We start from the raw sequence: 25,937 nt of genomic DNA, 5'->3' as shown, positions 1-25,937 counted from the left end.
TTTATTTTTTTCTTCCTTTTTTAGGTGCTGGAGCTTGTTCCCCTAACTCGATACATTGTTCCAATGTCAATGATGCTGGATCTTGATCTTTTGGAATTTTAACATTGCGTTTACCGATTTGAATGTATGGTCCATACATTCCATTCACAATCTTAACTTGCTCATTTTCAGCAAATTCCTTAATAAACTTATTGGCTTCTAAATTTCGTTTCGCCAAAATTAACTCAATCGCTCTTTCTTGTGTTAAAGAAGTCAAATTATCCGTTTTACCTAGCGAATAATATTTCCCATTATGTTTAACATAAGGACCAAATCGGCCCTTACCAGTTGAAATCAACTCATCTTCAAAATATCCCAAACCATCCGCTTCCGCAGCGATATGTGCAGCCTTTAAAACGGCAATAGCAGCATCCATTTCTATGGTAAAAGGATCTTCTGTATCTGGCAAACTCGTGAATTTTCCGTTGTGTTTGATGTATGGGCCTAATTTACCTGCACCAATCACTAAAGGAGAATCCTCAAAAATTCCAATTTCTCTTGGTAATTTGGGTCTATCTAATAAAGCTATTGCTTCTTCTAAACTTAGGCTGCTGATCGATTGATCTTTTGATAAATTGGCAAATACGGGTTTATCCTCATCACCAGATTCACCTAATTGAACAAATGGACCAAATTTACCCAATCGAACAGATATTTTTTTACCCGTTTTGGGATCAATTCCTAATTCTCTTCCTCCACCAACAGAGCTACGTTCAATCGATTTACTATCTAAGATGGTTTGATGAAAATTCCCATAAAAGTTCTTCATCATTTGCGTCCAGGAAAGTTTTCCTTTAGCAATATTGTCAAATTCATCTTCCATGTCAGCCGTGAATTTATAATCCACAACTTCCTCAAAATTATCTACCAAAAAGTCAGTAACTAGTGTACCAATGTGAGTTGGAAATAATTTGGCTTTTTCGGCACCAACCATCTCTACATTTTTCTCACCAACCACTTCATTATTTTTCAAAATCCAAGTTTGAAACTCTCGCTCTTTACCAGGTCGATCTTCCTTAACAACATAGGCACGTTTAATGATAGTTGATATGGTAGGAGCATAAGTAGAAGGACGTCCGATTCCTTTTTCTTCCAATGCTTTCACTAAACTAGCTTCTGTATATCTTGGAGCAGGTCTTGAAAATCTTTCTTGCGCTTTTAATTCTTGCAATTCTAAGGCTTGACCAATGGATAAAGGAGGCAACATATCTTTGTTCTCATCTTCATCCTCCTCATCTTTACTCTCCAAATATGCCTTTAAAAAACCTTCGAAAGTTATTACCTCCCCTTGAGCTACCAAAATTTCAGATGTACTTGAGATTCCAATTTGAGCCGTCGTTCTCTCAATTTGAGCATCTGCCATTTGGGAAGCAATCGCTCTTTTCCAAATCAACTCATACAACCTACGTTCGCGAGCATCTCCAGACAAGGTACTGATTTCAAAATCTGTTGGTCGAATGGCTTCGTGAGCTTCTTGAGCGCTTTCACTTTTCGTTTTAAACTGACGTGAGTGATGAAATTTTGCACCATAAGCCGTTTCAATGGCACTCTTAGCCTTATCTCTAGCTTCTTGCGACAAACTAGTTGAATCCGTTCTCATATAAGAAATACGACCTGATTCATATAATTTTTGTGCAATAGACATCGTCGTTGCAACGGCAAATCCTAGTTTACGAGATGCTTCTTGTTGCAAAGTAGAAGTGGTAAAAGGAGGGGCAGGAGATTTTTTGGCCGGCTTTGTTTCTAAATTTTTAATGAAAAAATCAGCTCCGACACATTTTGTTAAAAAATCCAATGCTTCCTTCTCCGTACTGAAATTTTTAGGTAATTCCGCTTTTAACACTTTTTTACCTGGCAAATCGAATAAAGCAACGATTTTATAAGTACCAACCGAATTAAATTTTTCTATTTCTTTTTCTCTTTCAACAATCAGTCTTACCGCAACAGATTGAACCCTTCCTGCAGATAATCCTTTTTGAACTTTTGACCATAGAACAGGAGATAATTCAAATCCAATCAATCTATCCATAATTCGTCTAGCTTGCTGTGCATTCACTAAATCCATGTCAATTTCACGTGGCTTAGTAATTGCATTTTGAATAGCCGACTTCGTAATTTCTCTAAAAACAATCCTTTTGGTATTGTCTTTTAAACCCAATGCCTCCTTTAAATGCCATGAAATGGATTCTCCCTCACGGTCGTCGTCAGTCGCTAACCAAACTTCTTCAGATGATTTTGCTAATGATTTAAGTTCCGAAATAACTTTCGTTTTATCCGGTGAAATGACATAGGTAGGCGTGAAATCATTATCCACATCTATTACCTTATCACCTTTAGTCGGAAGATCCCTAACGTGCCCAAATGAAGATTTTACTACAAAATCCTTTCCCAAATAACCTTCAATTGTCTTTGCTTTTGCAGGTGACTCAACGATGACTAAATTTTTTGCCATTCTAATTTCTTATAATTTATTTTTCAAAAACAGACCTCAAATATACTTGCTTAAAAACAATTTGTACAATAAAGCGACAAAACCTTTTAAAAAAATCAATTAATTGATTCTATTCAGGCACATTTCCAACTCTAATTCTTGAATTGATGTTTAAACGCAATCCGATATAACTAAATTGAGCATTGTTAAAACTCGCAATGGCTTCTAGACGCAAAACTTTAAAAATTCCATCTAAGCCATATCCAATTTCTCGATACAACAGATTTTGATTAGGAACCCAGACTACATTGGCAATCAACACTTCCTTTACGAACGATTGTTTTATGCCCAACATTGGCTTTAACCATAAATTGGTAAACTGCAGAAACGACAAGCCTTCTAAATAATTGCCAGCAGTACTATTTGAATAATGATTAACATTTAAACGTTGATTGGCACCTAAGGTGAAATTTTGATAATACCCCACTAAACGATGCGAAGCTAACATGTCACTTGCTTGGATAAGGTTTATATTTCCATTAAAATGCTTAAAATCAATAAAATAGCTAGGTTTTTTTCCAAAAAAAGTACCAGCATTTAGTACCAAACCTAATTTCACCCAAGGTGAAACGGCCACATTTTGAACATACGAAAACTCTAAATGATTAAAATCCGTGGTAGATCCAAACACATTTGACCAGCCAGCACGATATTTCAATAGCATCAAAGGTGAACTACCCCAATTATTAATACGTTCATTTTCTTCAAAAGCATGATCTAAAAAAGGACGAAAACCTAAGGTAAATTGGGTCGTAAAGGCTCTATGACTTTGAAATCCTTCTGTTGAAAATTCAGCATTGGTTGGATTATTGGAAGTAAACTTCCGTCCTAAATAATTGATCCAATAATAGTCTGAAACATTGTCCATCTGACTTCGATCAGCCAACTCCAAATTTCCTTTAAAAAATAGGGTAGAAGAGATACGGTTAATCCAGTAGAGTGACCAAAAATCCTTGCGATAGATTTTCATTTGATTGTTCTTCAGCAATAAAGTCGATAAGGAATTCATTTCTGGCGAAATTGAATTTTCCGAATTATACTGAGCGACGAAATCTCCTTTAGTCAACTGAATATCAAATTTTTCTGTTTTGTATCTTAACTTTAAATAACCTGTATTTCGATTGAGCAAAAATGAATGCCTACCGATGGCTTCTGCCTCTATAAAATGGTATCTAGCCCATCTTTTGCGGACTAAAAAGCCACTATTGGAAACAAAACCTTCTGCAGTATTAAAGTTGGTATCAAAAATGGGTGCTTTGTAATAAATTTCATAAGGATAGAAATCCTTTTGCATGGCTCCAAAATAAAAAGATCGACTAAACAAAATATCTTGCCAAGCCAATGGGGCTTTTCGAACAGGCTCATAATAGGCTAGGGCAGTATTTTCTGTTTCTCGACTATTTTGAGTTTGATTAAAAAAACTCAAATTTGATTCAATTTGGTTTTTGATTAAAAAATTGGGGGCTAATCTCGTAGAATCAATGGTTGTAATTCCTGATTGAGATCGATCTTTCCATTTCAAAATCATCGAATTGTGAAGATTGCCCAACAATTGTGAAACATAAACCTCGTCAAATGCCCTTTCTGCAATATTTAATTTTTCTATGATGGAATTTCCCAATAAATTTTCATTTGTTGGAGACCAATTTTCGGGTGGACTAACTACTTTCTCATTCAAATGAAACTCGCCATTATTACCAAGCAAGCCACCATTTACCACAAAGTTTCCTTCTAATGGTAGCCAAGTATTTAATGCAAATTGATGTTTCAATTCAATTTTATAATTCAGCGCATCAGCAAAAACGGCTAAATTGACGTACATTAAAGCACCATCCTCACTTAAAACAATTTGGCCTTTAAATAAACGATCTAAGCTAGATTTAGGATTTAATTGAAACAGATATCCTTTCTTAGATTGGATGAGTGTATCTTTTTTAAATTGATAGGTATAATAAAACTGCGATTGGAAATTAAGGGGAGATATACAGTTAGGTCCAACAACGTCTTGATAAAAATCAGGCCAAAAGAATAAAGTAGGCTTCGCCGATTTTTTATTCAAAAGCTCTATTTGTTTTATTTCGTGGATAGATTGGTTCAATTTAACGGAATATACTTCTGAAATGACAGAATGACCATACCATTGATCTTCACGAACGCCTTCAATCTTTTCTAAACGCTTTTCTCCAATACCCAAAATATCATTAAAGCGCGTTTTTTCAGAAACTAAGACCTTAAATTTAAAATTTTTGAGTAAAGATGCGTGTTCAGATGTTTTTAATAAAGAACGATGAATAATTGAATCTGGATTTGCCAATTGTGCGTAAGAAATTGGAAGAATTCCTAAACTAAAACTTACAAAAAAGACAATTCGGCGAAGTAACAAATTATTGATGGTTCAAAATTGATAAAATAATCCATAAAAAAAGTTAAATATTTCTATTTTGCTCCGTTAATTTATGAAATATGAATACAAAGGAAAGGATATTTACAAAAAGTGACAAAAAGTAATTACGAATCTATTAATTTTGCATACATTTTTACCAAAAACACAATTTACTCATGGCCTTTGACATAGAAATGATTAAAGCTGTTTACGACCGGATGCCTGCTCGCATTGCAGCAGCAAGAGCATTAACAGGCAAACCGCTTACATTAACAGAAAAAATTCTTTACAGTCATTTGTGGGAAGGAACTCCTTCTTCAACATTCACTCGTGGTGCTTCTTATGTTGATTTTGCACCAGATCGCGTAGCAATGCAAGATGCAACCGCTCAAATGGCCTTGTTGCAATTTATGCAAGCCGGTCGCCCGAAAGTTGCAGTACCTTCTACCGTACATTGTGACCACTTAATTGAAGCAAAAGTTGCATCAACAACTGATTTACAAGTTGCTGTTGATAAAAATAAAGAAGTTTACGATTTCTTGTCATCTGTTTCAGATAAATACGGCATCGGTTTTTGGAAACCAGGAGCTGGTATCATTCACCAAGTAGTTTTAGAAAATTATGCATTCCCAGGTGGAATGATGATTGGAACTGATTCACATACAGTAAATGCGGGTGGATTAGGAATGATTGCGATCGGAGTGGGTGGAGCAGATGCTTGTGACGTAATGGCTGGATTAGCTTGGGAATTAAAGTTTCCTAAATTAATTGGTATCAAATTAAAAGGTAAGTTAAACGGATGGACATCTGCTAAAGATGTTATCTTGAAAGTTGCTGGAATCTTAACTGTAAAAGGTGGAACGGGTTGTGTTGTTGAATATTTCGGAGAAGGAGCTACTTCCATGTCTTGTACAGGAAAAGGTACTATCTGTAACATGGGAGCTGAAATTGGAGCAACTACTTCAACATTTGGTTACGATGATTCAATGTCTAGATACTTGCAATCTACAGGCCGTGCGGACGTTGCTGCTATGGCTGATCAAGTTCGTGAGCATTTAACTGCAGATCCTGAAGTTTATGCAAATCCAGAAGCCTATTTTGATCAAGTAATTGAAATTGATTTAGATACATTAGAACCACATTTAAACGGTCCTTTCACTCCAGATTTGGCTACGCCAATTTCTAAAATGAAAGAAATGGCTGAAAAAAATGGCTGGCCAACTAAAGTAGAAGTAGGTTTAATTGGTTCTTGTACCAACTCATCTTACGAAGATATTGCACGTGCGGCATCTTTAGCAAAACAAGTTGCTGCTAAAGGATTAAAAACGAAAGCACAATTTACCATCACTCCAGGTTCTGAATTAGTTCGTTACACGATTGAAAGAGATGGATTTATTGATACATTCAATACCATCGGAGCAACTGTATTCTCGAATGCTTGTGGTCCATGTATCGGTCAATGGGCGAGACCAGGGGCAGAAAAAGGAGAAAAGAACACAATTGTTCACTCATTTAATAGAAACTTCGCTAAACGTGCGGATGGAAATCCAAATACATTTGCTTTTGTTGCTTCACCAGAAATGGTAACAGCTTTAGCTATCGCAGGAGATTTAACATTCAATCCTTTAACGGATACCTTAACCAACGAAAAAGGAGAGCAGGTAAAATTAGATGCTCCAAGTGGAGATGAATTACCACAAAAAGGATTTGCTGCAGAAGATGCAGGATATCAAGCTCCAGCTGAAGATGGTTCTAGTGTACAAGTTAAAGTTGCAGCTACTTCAGATCGTTTACAATTATTAGATCCATTCGCAGCATGGGAAGGTTCTGATTTGAACGGTTTGAAATTATTGATTAAGGCAAAAGGAAAATGTACTACTGACCATATTTCTATGGCGGGTCCTTGGTTAAAATACAGAGGTCACTTAGATAACATTTCCAACAATATGTTAATTGGAGCCGTAAATTTCTTCAATGAAAAAACGGATAATGTTAAAAACCAATTAACTGGAGAATATGGTGCTGTTCCTGCTACCCAACGTGCTTATAAAGCTGCTGGAATTGGAACAATTGTAGTGGGTGATACCAACTACGGTGAAGGTTCATCTCGTGAGCATGCTGCTATGGAGCCACGTCACTTAGGTGTTCGTGCTGTTTTAGTGAAATCTTTCGCTCGTATTCACGAAACCAATTTGAAGAAACAAGGTATGTTAGCTTTGACTTTTGCAAATGAAGCTGATTATGATAAAATTCAAGAGGATGACACAATCAATATTGTTGGTTTAGCTGGATTTGCACCAGAAAAACCATTGACAATTGAATTGGTTCATTCAAATGGAACAAAAGAAAGTTTTAGTGTCAATCACACATACAATGCCCAACAAATCGAATGGTTTAAGGCAGGTGGTGCTTTGAATATTATCAGAGCCTCAGTTAAATAAATTCAAAATTGTTTTAAGGTGCAAAATTGTTTAGTTTTGCACCTTAATTTTTAAAAAAATAAAATTTTCTAAAATTTATCATGGCAGCCATCAATGCAGTAAAAATATTCTCAGGTTCAGCTTCGAATTATTTAGCTAAAGAAATTGCTAAATATTATGGAAAAGATTTAGGTGCTGCCACCACATTACGTTTCTCTGATGGTGAGATGTCACCAAGTTTTGATGAATCAGTTCGTGGATGTGATGTTTTTATTATCCAGTCGACTTTCCCAACTTCAGATAATTTAATGGAATTGTTACTGATGATTGATGCAGCAAGAAGAGCATCAGCTCATTATGTAACTGCCGTTATGCCGTATTTTGGTTATTCTCGTCAAGACAGAAAAGACCGTCCAAGAGTTGGTATTGGGGCTAAATTAATTGCTAATTTATTGACTGCAGCAGGAGCTGATCGATTGATGACGATTGATTTACATGCTGGTCAAATTCAAGGATTCATGGATTTCCCGGTGGATCACTTAGAAGGAAATGCGATTTTTGTTCCCTATTTGAAATCATTGAATTTAGAAAAAATCATTTTTGCCTCACCAGACGTTGGTGGAGTAGTTCGTACTAGAAATATGGCGAAATTCTTTAATGCTGAAATGGTTATTTGCGATAAACACCGTAAAAGAGCCAATGAAATTGCATCTATGCAATTAATTGGTAATGTAGAAGGTGCAGATGTAATCTTAGTAGATGATTTAATTGATACAGGTGGTACTTTGTGCAAAGCTGCTCAATTAATCATGGAAAAAGGTGCTAAATCAGTAAGGGCAGTAGTTACACACCCCGTTTTATCAGGAAATGCGTATGAAAACATCTCTAATTCTGTTTTAACAGAATTATTGGTAACAGATACCATTCCTCAAAAACAAGCGTGTGACAAAATTAAAGTTCTTTCGGTAGCGGAATTATTTGCTAAAGCAATTGGAAGAATTAGAGATCACGAATCTATCAGTTCATTATTTATTAAATATTAATTTCAACCGTTTTTAGGGGATAACCTTCGTTGAGTGAAAGACTAAAAACATTAACAACAACAAAATGAAAAAATTAGAGATTGTAGGGTACAAAAGAGCGAATCTCGGAACAAAGGGCGCGAAAGATTTGCGTACTGAAGCTTTAGCTCCTTGTGTATTATACGGTGGAAAAGAGCAAGTACACTTCGCTGTACCAATGATCCTTTTCCGTGAATTACTTTATTCACCAGATGTTTATGAAGTAGAATTAAACATTGAAGGGGATAAATACCGTGCTATTTTACAAGATGCACAATTTCATCCAGTAAATGAGATGATTCTTCATGTTGATTTCTTAGAAATTCAAGATAAAAAACCAATTAAAATTGCAGTACCTATTAAAATTGTAGGAAATTCTCCAGGTGTAATTAAAGGAGGTAAAATGGTTCAAAAGTTACGTAAAGTATCTTTGAAAGGTTTAGCTGAAAATATTCCTGATTTTGTAACTGCAGATATTTCAGGTTTAGATTTAGGTCAAACTGTTAAAGTAAATAAATTATCTGTTGAAGGATGTGAGATTTTAAATCCAATGTCAAATCCAGTAGCAACAATTGATATCCCAAGAGCTTTAAGAGGTAAATTAAGCTAATTAGCCTTCGGCTTATCTTTCTGATAGACAACAAAAAAACCACCATTTGGTGGTTTTTTTGTTGCCCTATAAAAACGGGGATTCAAATTAAGAACCCCGTCTAATATTATTTTTTAGCAATTACTTTCACGATTGGCGCTTTCACCAATTTAGCTGAAGTATGTGTTCCTGAATTCACTGCGATATAAGGCGCAATCACTAAAGAAACAATTGACATCAATTTAATTAAGATATTCATTGATGGTCCAGAAGTATCCTTGAAAGGATCTCCAACAGTATCACCCGTTACAGCTGCCTTGTGTGGCTCAGATCCTTTTTTGTAAGTTTCACCATCGATAACAACACCTTTTTCAAAGGATTTCTTCGCGTTATCCCAAGCACCACCTGCATTAGATTGGAAAATTCCCATCAACACGCCCGATACAGTTACACCAGCTAATAATCCTCCTAAAACCTCAGGTCCCATGACAAAACCAACAATCACAGGAACGGTTAAAGCAATCGCTCCTGGCAAAATCATTTGCTTAATAGAAGCCTCTGTTGAAATAGCGACACATTTTTCGTATTCAGGTTTTGCTTTGTATTCCATGATACCTGGAATTTCACGGAATTGACGACGAACTTCGTTCACCATTTCCATAGCTGCTTTACCTACTGCTGAAATACATAAAGCTGAGAAGATGAATGGAATCATTCCTCCAACAAATAATCCAGCTAAAACATCAGCCTTGTAAATATCAATTTGAGTAATGCCTGAAATACCAACAAATGCCGCAAATAAAGCCAAAGAAGTCAAAGCAGCAGATGCAATAGCAAATCCTTTTCCTGTAGCAGCAGTCGTGTTACCAACCGCATCTAAATTATCTGTACGCTCACGAACCTCACTTGGTAATTGAGACATCTCAGCAATACCACCTGCATTATCCGCGATAGGACCGAAAGCATCAATCGCTAATTGCATAGCAGTTGTTGCCATCATACCAGCAGCAGCGATGGACACACCATAAATTCCTGCAAAATAATAAGAGAAATAAATTCCTGCCGCTAAAACCAAAATAGGTAATACGGTAGATTCCATTCCAACAGCTAAACCTCCAATGATATTGGTTGCATGTCCTGTTCCTGATTTTTGAACGATTGAATCAACTGGACGCTTACCCATAGCCGTGTAGTATTCAGTAATGATAGACATTAAAGTTCCTACTACTAAACCTACAATGATGGCATAAAATACATCCATCGATGAAAATTCCAATCCACGTAATACCAAAGTTTCTGGCAAAATATTCTTAACTAAAAAGTAAGAAGTCACAAACGTGATTAAAATAGAAGCATAATTACCTAGGTTCAAAGCATTTTGAACAGAAGCTGTTTCACTACTAATACGAACAAAAAACGTAGAAACTAAAGAAGCTAATAAACCAACTCCAGCAATTAACATTGGTAATAAAACTGGGGAAAAACCTCCATAATTATCCGTTACTGAAATTTCTTGTCCTAAAACCATGGTAGCTAAAATAGTTGCCACATAAGAACCAAATAAATCGGCACCCATACCAGCTACATCACCTACGTTATCTCCCACGTTATCTGCAATAGTTGCAGGATTACGTACATCATCTTCGGGAATACCAGCCTCCACTTTACCTACTAAGTCAGCTCCTACGTCAGCAGCTTTGGTATAAATACCTCCACCCACACGAGCAAACAAGGCAATCGATTCAGCTCCTAAAGAAAAACCAGCTAAAACCTCAATGGCAACTTTCATATTGTCTGAAGTCAATGGTTCACCAAACGCGAAAATTTGATAAAAAGTGATAAATAAACCACCTAATCCCAAAATAGCCAATCCAGCAACGCCCATTCCCATGACAGATCCACCTGTAAAAGAAACAGATAATGCTTTTGCTAAAGAAGTTCTTGCTGCCTCCGCGGTACGTACGTTTGCTTTAGTCGCAACGATCATTCCGATATATCCAGCTGTTGCTGAAAATAAAGCACCAATTAAAAATGCAATGGCAATAAGAGGTGAGGAGTGAAAATTAGGACCTTCTTGACTACCTAACCAAGCCAATAAAATAGCTGTTGGAATGGCAAAATAAGCTAATATCTTCCATTCAGCCTTTAAAAAAGCAATCGCTCCATCGGCAATGTATCCTGATAATTCTTTCATTGTGTCATTTCCAGCATCTTGCTTAGACACCCAGCTAAACTTCCATGCTGTGTACAACAACCCCACTATACCAAAAGCAGGAACTAAGTAAACAATTGAATCCATAAATGTAATTTTAGATTAAGGGAATATTTATTATTATTTCAAAAAAATTTAGCACGAAAATAAGTTATTTACAGCTAAAAAACAATTAAAATGGAACCCTTATCAGTACTTTAAACTTTTCATTCACCCAATTACCCATCGGATAAACGAGGTCTATCCCCAAAATCCCTCCAATTCCGTCTAATCCATAAGATAATTCATGATAAAACTTATTTCCAACTACGTTTTTTGAATAAAGTGTGTTATACGTAAACGACTCCCTTAAACCGTACATATACAATGCATTCCATTGTGTTAAAGCAAATTTTCTAGGCTCCCAAGTAAAATGGCCTCTAACTGAGGTTCCTGAGGTACTATATAAATAATAAGGTAAAGCCTTGAAACCAAAATCAAATCGCGAAGTAAAAATGATTTCATTGCCTTTGAAATGCGTATAATCTAAAAAACTACTTGGCTTTTCTAAAAATTGTGTAGCAGAAATCTGATATTTAAAATCACCTAATCGATTCAAATTCAGACGATTCGTTACAGTGAGTTCAAGCGACTTGAATGGATTATCTAACAATGCTTGCGCGTAACTTAAACGAAAAATTAATCCCCTTGAATTACTTAAATAGACATTTTTATTAAATCTGCGAAACACTGCATTAGGTTGCCACTGAATACTTCCTTTAAAAAACAGCTGTTGATCATTGGAAAAGGAGGTATTTTGATTTTCTAAATTAATAGCAATGTTGGGGCTAAACTTATCGTAATTTTTAATTATTCCTTGTTCTACTGAATTGGATACAGAAGTACGATTTCTATATTCTCCTTCAAAAAATAATAAAAAATTGGAGTTTATTCTATTTCGATATTCAACATTGATAAATTCTTTTTGAAAATACTTTGCATAATTTTGATTCAAAAAGAAGGAATAAAAACTATTTAAGCGGTCTGAGATGGGAGAATTACTGTTAATTTGATGTAAATCATTTCCCAATTTGGCAGAAATAAATTGCCTGCCACTTTGAAATGTCCGCTCAATTCCAAATTCACCATTGAATACTTCTCGATTGGCTGCCCATTGTAAATTGCCAAAAAATTTCAAATTATTTTGTTCCTCAAATTGATTGATATATTCAAATCCATAAGTCCAAGTATTGCCATTCACGGCATTAAAATCATACGATATCCCATTCAATCGAAAACTTTTACCCAAGCCTTTTTTACGATAATCATATAATTTACCAGTAATTAGTTGTGGCCATTTAAACTTAGGTAATCGATTGAGCGAATCCTGCGTCCTTTTTTTGGCACCAGCGAGGTATAAACTATCCGCTTGATGGTAGGCAGATACTTCCTCTTGAGTCAATGGTACTTCTCTTTCCTGAGTCCAATATGCCTCTGTCTTCTTTTGAGCTGTAGAATCAACTTCAAAATCATATTCAGATTCAAACACAGTTTCCTGTTTTTTCTCTAACTCTTTTATTTCTTCTTTCTCAATTTTCTTTAAAGCTTTTTTCAATTTCTTTCTGGTAATATCTCCAGTCACGGCAAGTTTCGCATCATTGACACTTTTTATTTTTTCTTTATCAATCTCCTTTGCCAATGACTTTTCTAAGCGTTCTTCAATAATCTGTGGTTTTACTACATAATTGTGATCTACCTTAATTTGATATTCTTTAATTTGGGTCACATAGCTAAAATTAGCACCAATCCCCATAACATCGAAATTGGTACGAACATCATAATTAATGGGCATCCAAACGCCATAAAATTGTGCATTTTGCTGTTGAAAATTAACTTGAGCGGAGGAGGTTTTAAAATTCAAAGAAAAAGAATAAATAGACCATGTATCTTCAACCACACTGATTGTTCCTTCAAATAAATCATCCGACAAGGCTTTTGGCATGACTCTTATTTTACTAATTGTTAAGTCATTGATTTTAAAACTTCCCAAATAACTAAACTCATAAAAACTAAAGGCATTAGGCGCTACGGGAGAAACAACATTCCCCCAAATTTTAGGTTTATAAAAATTAGTTTGTGCCACTCGTAAATTTACCGCCTCATCTCTCATTTGAGCCGGCAAATTATTTCGATTAGAAATAACTCGCTCTTGAATTTTATTGGGTTTCTGAAAAGTCACTTGATTAACGCCTTCTAACATGTAAGTGGTCCCAACTTTTATACCTGCATCTTTTTCCATTTGCTTTCCTACGGCCCATTTGACAACTTTAGACATAGAAGTAATTTTACCAACTCCTTTAATATAAGCCTTAGCAGAATAGTTTGAAATTTCTTTTAAATGAAAAGGTGCCATTGAAATCATTCTTCGCATTATACCAATCGCAGGATCCTCTTTTAAGCCACCTACTTTAACATCTTGCAAAGTGATCGATTGCTCCTCTAAAACAATCTTCAATTCTTTATCGGCATCACCTGATTTAAAATTTATAGGAACCGTTTTAGGTGTATATCCCAAAAAACGAAATACCACTTGATGGTCGCCTGGACCTAATAGAAATTGAAACTGACCGTTTTCATTGGCAATTGTGCCTTTATTTTGATTTTGAACCCAAATTGTCGCAAAAGGTAAAATTTCCCCTTTGGCATCTTGGACAAGCCCTTTGATACTTTGGGAATAAAGCGTTGCAGGTATGAATAGCTGATAGATAAAGGCGATTAGATATTTTTTCATTTCTAAAATTAGTGTTTTTAAAAGAAAGCAAAGTAAGTAAATATTGATCTTTGACAAAAGGTTAAAAATAAGTATCGAAGGCTTTTTAACATTATTTAAGGATTATTAATAAATTTGTGCACAAATGAATATATCCCATCGTCAACTTTTTTTAAATCATATTGCTCAAACTTCAGACGCTCCCTTAGCGCTAGAGATTGTCAAAGCTGAGCATATTTATTTATTTGATAAAAGTGGGCAATCATATATAGATTTAATTTCAGGAATTGCCGTTTCCAATTTAGGACATCGTCACCCAAAAGTCTTACAAGCCATCAAAGACCAATTAGATGCCTATATGCATTTGATGGTTTATGGAGAATATATTCAAGGCCCTCAAGTTAGATTGGCTCAAGCATTGATTGAATCAACACAAAGTAAAATCTTAAATCAGGTTTATTTTACCAACTCTGGAACAGAAGCAGTAGAAGGCGCGATGAAATTGGCAAAACGCTTTACAGGTAAAACAGAAATCATTTCCTGTTTCAATGCCTACCATGGTGCTACTCAAGGCGCATTATCTTTGGCGGGAGATGAAAATTTCAAAAACAGCTTTCGACCATTAATTCCAGGAATAAAAAATATTCGTCATGGGTTAATGGAAGATTTAACTGAAATATCAAGCAAAACAGCGGCGGTTGTCATAGAAATTGTTGCTGGAGAAGCAGGAGTGAGGTTAGCTGAAAAATCATATTTCCAAGCATTAAGAAAAAAATGCGATGAAACAGGAACACTGTTAATCGTAGATGAAATACAAACGGGTTTTGGTAGAACGGGGACTTTCTGGGCGTATCAAGCCACTGAGATAGAACCTGACATTTTATTAACTGCCAAAGGAATGGGAGGCGGTATGCCATTGGGTGCATTTATTGCCTCTGAAAAAATCATGCATTCTTTGACTCACCAACCCGTTTTGGGGCATATCACCACTTTTGGAGGTCATCCCGTATCTTGTGCTGCCTCTCTAGCAACCTTGGAAATTATTCAAGCCAGTAATTTGGTGGAAGAGGCCAATGCGAAAGGAGAATTATTTAAGCAATTGATACAACATCCCATCGTTAGAGATGTCAGAGGGAAAGGATTAATGTTAGCCGTTGAATTTGACGAATTTAAAACGGTAAAGAAAATCATCGATGAATGTATCAAAAATGGCCTAATTACAGATTGGTTTTTATTCTGTGATAATTCATTACGAATTGCTCCTCCTTTGGTGATTACAGAAGAGGAAATAAAAATAGCTTGCAACATATTGTTACAAGCTATTGATAAGATTGCAAAATCAAATAATTAAGCGTGCTTTAATAAAGTCTCAGCCAAAACTGATTTAGGAATATTTCCTCCAACCAATCTTTCCTTCATTTCACCATTCTTAAATACCATTAATGTTGGTATAGAACGAATTCCTAAAGAAGCAGGAACAGCTGAATTTAAATCTACATTCATTTTTGCAACAATCGCTTGACCTTCAACTTCTCCAGCCAATTCTTCCACGATTGGTCCAATCATTTTACAAGGTCCACACCATTCAGCCCAAAAATCTACTAAAACTGGTGTATCTGAGCCAATAAGCTCTTGAAAATTGGCATCCGTTGCCTCTACGTATTTTCCCATGATAATTATATATTAAAAAAACAAAAATAAGATTTAATTACAATTTATTATAATAAATTAACTGTCAATAATTTATGAAATCAATTTCACAAGCAAATTATCAAAACTGCCCAATTCTGAAATTAATTGTTTACCAATGTTAACTTGAGTTTTTCTAGATAAAAATTCCAGCTGTAACTTTTCTTCTTCATCAAAAACCTCAATACTTAACTTTTTATTTCCTTTGTGACGATCCAACGTTTCGTATAATTCAGAAATAAGGTTTTGGTCTAAACGCTTCAAACTAAAAGAAAGTTTCAACTCTTTTGATCTTTCTCCTAAAATTTCAGATAACAGTTCAATGGATTGGATTTTGAATGCCATCTGATCAGAATAGGAATTTTTTGACTTATAGACTCCTTGAACAAATAACAATCGATCTAAGGCAATAAATCGTTCAAATTCAATATAATCTTTGGCAAAAAGGGCAAATTCATAATTACCAGAAAAATCTTCCAATGTGAAAATCATGAACTGATTACCATTTCCAGCGGTTCGAACAGTGACCTTGGTGACAATACCTGCAAAGGATTGTACTTGGTTAGGCCTAGAATCTAATTGAGCAAGAGATGAATTACAGAAATTTTTAATTTCCATATCATATTCATCCAAAGGATGACCAGAAATATAGACTCCGACAACTTCCTTTTCATTTTTCAATTGCTCCATCGCCGACCATTGCTCAACTTGAGGAGTTCTTGGCTTTGCAATATCATTTCCCGTTCCAGCTCCTAATTCACCAAATAATGATTGTGTGGCAGATGCTTTTAATTCCGCCATTTTTGAAGCATAACGAACAATTTTTTCAATAAAACTTGTTCCTTCTTGATCTACGTGAAAATAATGCGAACGCGGAATATCAGTAAAACAATCAAATGCCCCAGCTAATGCCAAAGATTCGATACTTTTCTTGTTGACTTGACGAATATTGACACGAGAGACAAAGTCAAAAATATCTTTGTATTCTCCATTATTATTTCTTTCCTCCACAATCGCTTCCACAGCTGCATCTCCAACTCCTTTGATTGCCCCCATACCAAAACGAATTTGTCCCTTTTTATTTACTTCAAAAGAACGAGAAGATTCGTTTACATCTGGAACCAATAAATCCAATCCCATTCGTTTACACTCGTCCATGAAAAAAGTAATCTTTTCAATATTACCCAATGAATTAGATAATACAGCAGACATGTATTCAGGAGGATAGTTAGCCTTTAAATATCCTGTTTGATAAGCAACTAAACCATAACAAGTAGAGTGTGATTTGTTAAAAGCGTATTGAGCAAAAGCTTCCCAGTCCGTCCAGATTTTTTCTAATCGATCTGCAGGATGATTATTTGCTTGACCACCTTCCATGAATTTGCCCTTCATTTTATCGATCGTCGCTTTATCCTTTTTACCCATGGCTTTACGTAAAACGTCCGCATCACCTTTGGTAAAATTGGCCAACTTCTGAGATAATAGCATCACTTGCTCTTGGTAGACCGTAATACCATAGGTATCACTCAAATATTCCTCCATTTCAGGCAAATCATACTCGATTTTCTCTCGACCATGTTTACGGGCAATATAATTGGGGATATAGACCATTGGACCTGGTCTAAACAAGGCATTCATAGCAATCAAATCCGAAAACTGATCGGGTTTCAAATCTCTTAAATGTTTTTGCATTCCAGGAGATTCAAACTGAAAAGTTCCGTTCGTTTCCGCTTTTTGGTATAATTCAAAGGTTTTGGCGTCATCTAATGGTAAATCATCCAGAATAATCACCTCATTGTGATTTTGCTTGATCAATCGAACTGCCTCTTTTAGAATAGACAAGGTTTTTAAACCTAAAAAGTCCATTTTAATTACACCCGCACTTTCAATGACAGATCCGTCAAACTGAGTAATTAATAAACTAACATCTTTGGAAGTGGCCACTGGTAAAATTTCAGTCAAATCGTGCGGAGCAATGATAATTCCTGCTGCATGAATGCCAGTTCCACGAACTGAACCTTCCAAAATTAGAGCAGATTCAATTACTCGGGATGCTAAACCACCTTGAGCATTGATTTCCCTCAGTTGTTTCACTTGCTCCAATTCGTCTGAACTAAGGTTTTCCTTATCCGACAAACTACCATCGCCTGTTAGAGGGGCATTTACTACTCTTTCTAGGGAAATTTTAGGTTTATCAGGCACTAATTTAGCCAAGGCATTGGATTCGGAAAGGGGTAAATCCAATACGCGGGCAACATCCTTTAAGGACATTTTAGCTGCCATCGTTCCATAGGTAGCAATATGTGCTACCTGATTTCGACCATATTTATCAACTACATAGTCAATTACTTTTTGACGACCTTCATCATCAAAATCCGTATCAATATCGGGTAATGATTTTCGATCGGGATTTAAAAAACGCTCAAATAGCAAATTGTATTTGATAGGATCAATGTTGGTAATTCCCAAACAATAGGCAACTACAGAACCTGCAGCAGATCCACGGCCTGGCCCCACATAAACGCCCAATTCTTTTCCTGCATTGATAAAATCGGCAACAATTAAAAAGTAACCAGCAAAACCCATCGTTCGGATGGTATGCAATTCAAATTTGATTCGTTCTTCAACAACTTGATCAATATCTACATACCGCTTTTTGGCACCTTCCCATGTAAGGTGTTCGAGAAAATCATCTTGAGATAAAAACGTTTGTGGAATTTGAAAATTCGGCAATAATACGTCCTTTTTAAGTTCAAGGGTATCAACCTTACCAACGATTTCATTGGTATTATCAATGGATTCAGGAATATGTGACCACAATTGGGTCATTTCTTCCGTTGTTTTAAAATAAAATTGATCATTGTAAAAAGCAAAACGCTTTCCCTTCATATCAAAATCGCCCTCAATATCTTTGTAAGTAGGAGTGGCTTGCTTTTCGCCAGTATTGATACAAAGTAAAATATCATGAGCGTTGGCATCTTTTTGATCCAAATAGTGACTATCATTGGAAGCTATGATTTTCACATTGTACTTTTTGGCAAATTTGACCAAAACCTCATTAACTGTTTGTTGTTCAGGAATATGATGATTTTGAACTTCGATGTAATAATCCTCTCCAAACAAATCCAACCACCATTTAAACTCTTTTTCAGCTTCCGCTTCACCAGATCGCAAGATAGCTTGAGGAACAGAAGCACCTAAGCAACAAGTTGTAGCAATGAGCCCTTTATGATATTTGAGCACTAATTCTTTATCGATCCGAGGATATTTAGAATACATACCCTCCATAAAACCCAAAGAACAAAGCTTTACCAAGTTCTGATAACCTTCAGCGTTTTTAGCTAAAAACAATTGATGATACCTTTTATCTTTTTGTTCTTTGGTAAAAGCCTGTTTATGTCGGTTTTCTACCAAATAAAACTCACAACCAACGATGGGCTTTACACCATGCTTTCCTGCTTCTGCCACAAACTGAAAAGCTCCAAACATGTTCCCATGGTCTGTTATAGCCACTGCTGGCATATTATCTGCCTTGGCCTTCTTGAACATAGAAGAAATTTTAGAAGCTCCATCCAACAATGAAAATTGTGAATGATTGTGCAAATGGGAAAACTGCATATATGGTATTTATTAATATTCTTTATCAAAAAAAGCGGCATTCAAATAATCCAAAAACGGCTTCAAAACTTTGGCCGATTGCATTAAATGAGGAATAAATTCTGGATTTTGAACCTCTTGGTCGGAAAACTTTTGCCAGAAAAAAATTTGCTTTTTGCGAATTAAATCTAAATCTGGATGATCCTTTTCAAAACCTTTGGGTGAATTTTTCAAAGACTCTCCTTCCGCTTCTCCAAAGCGTGCCACAAACTCAGGAGAATATATGATCTTTTTCAATGATTCGGCATTATAATCAATTTCTTGTCGATATTTTAATAATTGATCAGGAGTAGGTGCATACATTCCCCCGCCTAAAAAGGACTTATTTCCTGGTTCAATGTGTAAATAATAATCCATCAATCCCGACTTTCTACCACCCTCTGAAAAACTCGCTGAAAACCATGTTTTATAAGGAGATTTATCTTTAGAAAATCGGACATCCTTGTAAATTCGATAGGAGCAGTCTTTCACCTGAACACCATCCATGTTTTCAAATTCTTTAAATTCTTCAATCAACTCTAAAATAACTGCCTCAAATGCTTTTTTTTCAGCATCAAATCGTGATTTGTTTTGAGCAAACCAATCTCTATTATTATTGACTTTTAAGTCAGTTAAAAAGCTGAATAAACTAGAAAAAATTGGCATGAATTTTAAATTCGAAAATGAAAGAACGAATTTATAGAAATTCTCTCAATTAGTTTTGGGAGATGTCAACGAATTTCGTGATTTTTGCAAAATTTTTAATTAATCTCATGCGAATTTTAACAGGCATTCAATCTTCTGGTAAACCTCATTTAGGAAATATTTTAGGTGCCATTTTGCCAGCAGTAGAATTATCAAAAAAATCAGGAAACGATTCTTTTTTATTCATTGCGGATTTACATACACTTACTAGTTTAAAAGACGGAAATGCCATCCGAAATAATACATTGTCCATTGCTGCAGCTTGGTTGGCCTTTGGTTTTGATACGGAAAAAAATTATTTCTATCGTCAATCCAAATTAGCACCTTACCATACTGAATTAATGTGGTACTTAAATTGTTTTACACCATTTCCAATGCTTGCCAATGCACATAGTTTTAAGGATAAATCGAGCAAATTGGCAGATGTCAATGCTGGTTTATTTACCTATCCCGTTTTGCAAGCAGCTGATATTGTGTTGTATGATGCCAATATTGTACCTGTTGGAAAAGACCAGCGCCAGCACATTGAAATGACAAGAGATATTGCTTCGGCTGTTAATCGTTTAGCCAATCAAGATATTTTTGTTATTCCTGAAGCAGAAATAAGTGAAGATGTCATGACTATCCCGGGTATAGATGGCCAAAAAATGAGTAAATCGCTCAATAATTACATCGATATTTTCTTGCCAGAAAAAGACTTATTGAAGCAAATCAAGAAAATTGTTACGGATACAACACCGTTAGATGATCCTAAAAATCCAGAAACAGATATTACCTTCAAATTATACAGTTTAAGTGGAACTACTCAAACTGAAATTTATGAAATGGAACAAAAATATAGAAAAGGTGGCTATGGCTATGGACACGCCAAACTAGATTTGTTTGATGCAATTATTAAAAATTTCAAAGAACCTCGTGAAAAATTTGATTATTATATCAATCATCCACAAATCATTGAACAAAAGCTAGAAGAAGGAGAGAAGAAGGTTGAACCCATTGCTAAAAGTACCATTCAACGCGTAAGAGAAGTTTTTAAATTTTAGTCTATGTGGCCAAATTGGGATACCGAACTTTTTAAATGGATCAATCAACATCATTCGGATTTATTAGATACGATAATGATTGTTTTTTCCAACAAATATGTTTGGATTCCGTTTTACCTGCTTTTAATTGGCTACCTCATCAGAAAATTTAAGCAAAAAGCTTGGAGAAGCATTTTATATTTGATTGTATCTGTCGCTTTGTCAGATCAAATTTCTTCCTCCATTTTAAAACCACTGTTTAAAAGACTTAGACCCTGTCATGTAGAAGAATTCCAATCTTGGATTCATTTAGCCGACGGATGTGGCGGACAATTTGGCTTTTGCTCTTCTCATGCAGCTAATTCCTTTGCCTTAGCTATTGGGTTTTATATGATTACCAAAAACAAATCTTGGCTCAATTTTATGATGGGCTGGGCAAGTATAATTGCATATAGTAGAATTTACCTTGGTGCTCATTATCCAATTGATGTGATCGTTGGAGCAGGAGTGGGGGCTGCTGTAGCAATTATTATTAGACGATTGATGTTGATGTATGATATATGATGTAAGATGTTTCACATATTACCTCTTACCTCTTACCTTTTACCTATTACCTAATCCCTAACACCTTTTAACCACTGAAATATATTCAACCCATCTGCAAAATCACTTAATCCTGGTTCTTGGGCCTGACCGAAATCGATAAAATCTGTTCCAACTACGCATTGAACCTTTTCATTATTCTCTCTTAAAATTTGTTCTATTTCACTGGCATTTTCATAGTAATGAAGATGTAAAACACCCACTGCAGACACTAATTCAGGTTTTTCAACTACCAATAAATTTCCTAAATCAAAATGCTGCACTTGATTCAAAAGCATTAAAGTCTTCTGGTACTGATAATTATTTCCATATTTATTATGATCCATAACAGACTGGTAAGTTGTTAATACATCAAACAATGGCATTAAATCATAATCTTTGGGAACAAAAATAGAAGAGACGTTTCTGCAGCCCAATCCGTAATAAGTAAAGATATCTTTTGCCAAACCATGAAAATCATTTGAATTTTCATTTCCAGTCAAAACAGCAATTGAACTTCGGTTTTTGCGAATAATGTGAGGAATATCCTTAAAATACTGGGTAAAGTAATTTCCTGCAAAATCGGAACCTGTGGCGATAACTAGATCCATGTTTGCCATTTTATCTACTATTTGAATTTCAAATTGACTTAGTTCTTGAATGGCTTGAATATACATGGTCATTAAGAATTTGTCTTGTGAACTCAATTTTACCAAACACGCGTTGCCAGAAGCTAGAACCATCAACACATCATGCATTCCTACCGCAGGTAAATTTCCAGGTAAAATTAAGCCCACCTTTTTAGGCTGAATATGATTAGGTTCTCCCTCTGAATTATAAAAATCATTCCAAGTTTCTACCTTAAAAAATTGATTTTGAATGGCAGACATGGAATATTCAATCAAATCTTTGGTGAACCAAGGATTCTCTTGCATTGACCTTTCTACAAAAAGTTCAATTTTTTCTTTATTGGATGAAGAGGAGAAATACTCTTTTAAAGAAGATATCAACGACAAAAAGGCACTTTTCGACATAAAATTTTAAATTTTCGACTACAAAGTTCTAAATTTTTTACAATAGTCAACTAAAAATATATACTATTCAAAAATCTGTTTGTAAATTGCGCAATCATTTATACACCAAAGAACAAAGATTCTTTAAAATTAATTGAAATAATGGCAATTATAATTACAGAAGAATGTATTAATTGTGGGGCTTGCGAACCGGAATGCCCAAATACAGCAATTTACGAAGGAGGAGTAGAATGGACGTGGGCTGGAGGAACTTCATTGACAGAGGTTGAATTGGAAGATGGATCTAGTATGGATGCCAAAACTCCCGTAGAACCTATTTCAGAAGAATTTTACTATATCGTTCCTGATAAATGTACAGAATGTACTGGTTTTCATGAAGAACCTCAATGTGCAGCAGTTTGCCCTGTAGATTGTTGTGTACCTGATCCAGACCATGAAGAAGATCAAGAAACTTTATTAGCAAAAAAATCTTGGCTTCATGCTGAATAGATTTCATTAACACTTATTTTAAAAGGTCTGCCCAAAGCAGACCTTTTTTTTGTGCAATAAAAAACCAATGAATCATAAAAATAAAAATATATCCACATTTCACTTTTTCAAGATAAAAAAAAATCAAGTTTAATTTTTAATCAATTTTATTTCATTTTTTGTAAAAACAATAAAAATAAGTTTAAATTTTAATCGAATTTTCTATTTTTTATGAATTTTATTAAAAAATAAGTTAAAATTTAAACCAAAACTCTTGCATAATACAAAAAAGCGGTGCACCTTTGTTTCAGTAATCAAGCATTTATAACTTAAAACAATCCCGCTTATGAAAAAGACAATCCTTACACTCGCTTTAAGCTCATTTAGCTTATTAGGATTTTCCCAAGAAAAAGAAACAGAATCATCAAAATTCACATTTTCTGGATACATTGATTCGTACTATTTTCTAAATTTCAATAGTCCATCCAACAGAAGCAACTTAGGAGCCTCAGGATACGAAAGAGCATTTGATCAAAAATCAAGTCAATTTTCTTTGGGACTCGTTCAGACCAAGTTTGGTTACAGCACAAAAAGTTCAGATGTCGTTGTTGATTTAACATTTGGCCCGAATGCAGACCTTGGACAATATGGTAACGTGGTTGGTCCTTTGGGTGTCGGTAAAGCTAGCACTGCTCTTGCCATCAAACAAGCTTATTTCAATTGGAAAGCGACAGATAAATTAACTTTTACTGTGGGCCAATTTGGGACTCATATTGGATACGAAGTCATTGACGCCCCTGTTAATTACAATTATTCTTTATCTAATTTATTTAACAATGGTCCTTTTTACCACATCGGTGCCAAAGCAAATTATGCCTTCTCAGACAAATTTGCAATCATGGCAGGTTTGGTTAATAATGTAGACAACTTAAACGACAACAATTCTTCTAAAGGATTAATTGGTCAATTGTTTGTTTCACCAAGTTCAGGATGGAATGTTTATGTGAACGGTATCACATCGGATGAATCCAATGATAACGATGGAAGTTCTTACAATCTATTAGACTTAACAACATCCTACCAAATTAGCCCCAAATATTTAATTGGCTTAAATGCAGCTTACGGCTCACAATCAGGAGATTATCAAGGCGGAGGAAATATAGGAAAGTCAAAAGAATGGGGTGGAGTTGCTCTTTATTCAAATTACTCTTTCACAGATAAATTTAGTTTAGGAGGAAGATATGAAGTATTTGACAACACTTCTGGCGCAAGAGGCTTAAGAAATGCTGATGGTGGAGGTACTAATGTGAGCTCACTTACCTTAACTGCTACGTTTACTGCTGCCGAAGGTCATTTATTAATCAAACCAGAACTTAGAACAGATGCTTATAAAACAGAACAATTTACTGATGGCAATGGCAAAGCTCAAAAATCACAAACCACTTTAGGCGCAGTCTTTATTTACAAATTTTAATTCACTCTTTAATAAACAAGAACATGACAAATCAAAAACCAACTTGGATTCCGTTGCTAGTTTTAGTAGCCATATCCGCACTTGCTTTGTTTACCAATTTACCAGGTACGATGCCAACTGAAGGCTTAGATACCGGAGATACAGCTTGGATGATTGTTGCATCTGGATTGGTATTATTAATGACTCCCGGTTTAGCTTATTTCTATGGCGGTATGGTCAATCACAAAAACGTTATTTCAACCATGTTGCAATCGTTCATTGCCATGGGTGTGATTAGTGTAATTTGGGTAATTTTCGGATTCAGTTTAGCCTTCGGAGACTCACTTGGAGGCTGGATAGGGGATCCTAGAACATTTTTTATGTTCAACAATGTGTTTGACCATAAATTATCACTAGGTTCTGGAGATCAATTAAAATTCACCATTCCTTTCGCTTTATTCGCATTCTTTCAAATGAAATTTGCTGTAATTACTCCAGCTTTAATTTCTGGAGCCTTAGCTGAAAGAATTAATTTTAGAGCATTTGTATTATTCATGGTATTGTTTTGTGTGGCCGTTTATGCTCCTTTAGCTCACTGGACATGGCATCCTGATGGATTCTTATTCAACTTAGGCGTATTGGATTTTGCTGGTGGAACGGTTGTACACATGTCAGCAGGTTGGGCAGCATTAGCCGGAGCACTTTATTTAAGAAGAAGAAAATCTCACATTGAATCGAATATTTTACCTCCAGCTAATATTCCTTATGTATTATTAGGAACAGGATTATTGTGGTTCGGATGGTTTGGTTTCAATGCAGGTTCTGCGGTAGGTGCTAACTCATTGGCTGTTTCAGCTTTTGCTACTACACACGTTGCAGCAGCTGCTGCTGGTTTATCTTGGATTTTATTCGATGTTACTCGTGGTAAAAAAGTTTCCGCTTTGGGATTTTGTATCGGTGCGGTAGTTGGTTTAGTAGCTATAACACCTGCATCAGGATTCGTAACAGTACCTGTTGCTATTTTTATCGGAGTAATTTCAGCAATCGTTTCTAATGTAATTGCACATTGGAGAGCAACATCTAATTTAGATGACACTTTAGATGTATTTCCTTGCCATGGTGTAGGAGGAATGATGGGAATGTTAATGACAGGAATTTTTGCAACAAGTGCTGTCAATTCAGCAGTAGCTGAGAACGGATTATTCTACGGTGAAACAAGTTTATTCTTGAAACATTTATTAGCCTTGGCTATCGTTTCTGCTTTTGCTTTTGCAGTATCATATTTATTATTAATGATTACAGACAAAATCATTCCTTTACGTGTAAACGAAGAAGAAGAAAGATTAGGATTGGATATTTCTCAACATGATGAATCATTGTCAGAATAATCCAAATAAAAACTGA

General features: G+C 35.3%; 17 protein-coding genes. 9 read left to right on the top strand and 8 right to left on the bottom strand.

Annotated features, from left to right (window positions below; translation table 11 throughout):
- Position 1 precedes the first annotated feature (1 nt).
- Both topA and V7S79_RS01765 read right to left on the bottom strand, forming a co-directional pair.
- Complete coding sequence (gene topA / locus V7S79_RS01770) at positions 2–2,491, bottom strand: type I DNA topoisomerase (RefSeq protein ID WP_459488834.1); 2,490 nt, start codon at positions 2,489–2,491, stop codon at positions 2–4.
- A 109-nt stretch (positions 2,492–2,600) separates the two neighbouring features.
- Entirely contained in the window at positions 2,601–4,913 is a 2,313-nt protein-coding gene (locus V7S79_RS01765; protein ID WP_459488833.1) for a DUF5686 family protein, read from the bottom strand.
- Between the two features lie 176 nt (positions 4,914–5,089).
- On the opposite strand from V7S79_RS01765, the gene V7S79_RS01760 reads away from it, so the two are divergent.
- From V7S79_RS01760 to V7S79_RS01750, 3 genes are all read left to right on the top strand, one after another.
- Positions 5,090–7,354 (top strand): aconitate hydratase, encoded by a 2,265-nt coding sequence (locus tag V7S79_RS01760; protein ID WP_459488832.1) that lies wholly within the window; start codon positions 5,090–5,092, stop codon positions 7,352–7,354.
- 80 nt (positions 7,355–7,434) lie between these two features.
- Complete coding sequence (locus V7S79_RS01755) at positions 7,435–8,376, top strand: ribose-phosphate pyrophosphokinase (RefSeq protein ID WP_459488831.1); 942 nt, start codon at positions 7,435–7,437, stop codon at positions 8,374–8,376.
- A 64-nt stretch (positions 8,377–8,440) separates the two neighbouring features.
- Positions 8,441–9,004, top strand: a complete 564-nt coding sequence (locus V7S79_RS01750) for a 50S ribosomal protein L25/general stress protein Ctc (RefSeq protein WP_459488830.1) — start codon at positions 8,441–8,443, stop codon at positions 9,002–9,004.
- Positions 9,005–9,110: 106 nt separating this feature from the next.
- Here V7S79_RS01750 and V7S79_RS01745 read toward each other — a convergent pair whose 3' ends face one another.
- Together V7S79_RS01745 and V7S79_RS01740 are read right to left on the bottom strand one after the other, a co-directional pair.
- Positions 9,111–11,282 (bottom strand): sodium-translocating pyrophosphatase, encoded by a 2,172-nt coding sequence (locus V7S79_RS01745; RefSeq protein WP_459488829.1) that lies wholly within the window; start codon positions 11,280–11,282, stop codon positions 9,111–9,113.
- Between the two features lie 85 nt (positions 11,283–11,367).
- Entirely contained in the window at positions 11,368–13,965 is a 2,598-nt protein-coding gene (locus V7S79_RS01740; protein WP_459488828.1) for a DUF5686 and carboxypeptidase regulatory-like domain-containing protein, read from the bottom strand.
- 124 nt (positions 13,966–14,089) lie between these two features.
- On the opposite strand from V7S79_RS01740, the gene V7S79_RS01735 reads away from it, so the two are divergent.
- Complete coding sequence (locus V7S79_RS01735; protein ID WP_459488827.1) at positions 14,090–15,295, top strand: aspartate aminotransferase family protein; 1,206 nt, start codon at positions 14,090–14,092, stop codon at positions 15,293–15,295.
- Here V7S79_RS01735 and trxA read toward each other — a convergent pair.
- The 3 genes from trxA to V7S79_RS01720 form a co-directional block, all read right to left on the bottom strand.
- Positions 15,292–15,615, bottom strand: a complete 324-nt coding sequence (trxA, locus tag V7S79_RS01730) for a thioredoxin (RefSeq protein WP_459488826.1) — start codon at positions 15,613–15,615, stop codon at positions 15,292–15,294. The two genes, V7S79_RS01735 and trxA, sit on opposite strands and share 4 nt — an antisense overlap.
- Positions 15,616–15,687: 72 nt before the next feature.
- Entirely contained in the window at positions 15,688–19,251 is a 3,564-nt protein-coding gene (gene dnaE, locus V7S79_RS01725; RefSeq protein WP_459488825.1) for a DNA polymerase III subunit alpha, read from the bottom strand.
- Between the two features lie 12 nt (positions 19,252–19,263).
- Positions 19,264–19,935 (bottom strand): DUF2461 domain-containing protein, encoded by a 672-nt coding sequence (locus V7S79_RS01720; protein WP_459488824.1) that lies wholly within the window; start codon positions 19,933–19,935, stop codon positions 19,264–19,266.
- Positions 19,936–19,997: 62 nt separating this feature from the next.
- Here V7S79_RS01720 and trpS point away from each other — a divergent pair, with 62 nt between their 5' ends.
- A complete protein-coding gene (trpS, locus tag V7S79_RS01715; RefSeq protein WP_459488823.1) occupies positions 19,998–21,017 on the top strand; it encodes a tryptophan--tRNA ligase in 1,020 nt (339 codons plus the stop codon).
- Positions 21,018–21,020: 3 nt separating this feature from the next.
- The gene (locus tag V7S79_RS01710; protein WP_459488822.1) at positions 21,021–21,560 is read left to right on the top strand and encodes a phosphatase PAP2 family protein; all 540 of its coding nucleotides are present in this window, start codon (positions 21,021–21,023) and stop codon (positions 21,558–21,560) included.
- Between the two features lie 50 nt (positions 21,561–21,610).
- Here V7S79_RS01710 and V7S79_RS01705 read toward each other — a convergent pair whose 3' ends face one another.
- Positions 21,611–22,612, bottom strand: coding sequence for an acyl-CoA reductase (locus V7S79_RS01705; RefSeq protein WP_459488821.1), 1,002 nt, complete (start codon positions 22,610–22,612; stop codon positions 21,611–21,613).
- Positions 22,613–22,753: 141 nt separating this feature from the next.
- Here V7S79_RS01705 and V7S79_RS01700 point away from each other — a divergent pair, with 141 nt between their 5' ends.
- The 3 genes from V7S79_RS01700 to V7S79_RS01690 all read left to right on the top strand — a co-directional run bounded on the left by V7S79_RS01700 (position 22,754) and on the right by V7S79_RS01690 (position 25,921).
- Positions 22,754–23,101 carry a 4Fe-4S dicluster domain-containing protein gene (locus V7S79_RS01700; RefSeq protein WP_459488820.1) on the top strand — a complete coding sequence of 116 codons (348 nt, stop codon included), beginning with the start codon at positions 22,754–22,756 and terminating at the stop codon, positions 23,099–23,101.
- A gap of 325 nt (positions 23,102–23,426) precedes the next feature.
- On the top strand, positions 23,427–24,554 hold the full coding sequence (locus V7S79_RS01695; protein ID WP_459488819.1) for a porin: 1,128 nt from the start codon (positions 23,427–23,429) through the stop codon (positions 24,552–24,554).
- A gap of 23 nt (positions 24,555–24,577) precedes the next feature.
- The gene (locus tag V7S79_RS01690; RefSeq protein ID WP_459488818.1) at positions 24,578–25,921 is read left to right on the top strand and encodes an ammonium transporter; all 1,344 of its coding nucleotides are present in this window, start codon (positions 24,578–24,580) and stop codon (positions 25,919–25,921) included.
- The last annotated feature ends 16 nt before the right edge of the window (positions 25,922–25,937 follow it).

The sequence above is a fragment of the Aquirufa sp. ROCK-SH2 genome, assembly GCF_054558315.1.
The sequence above is the reverse complement of the archived record's forward strand: the minus strand, read 5'-3'. Positions and strand labels throughout refer to the sequence as shown.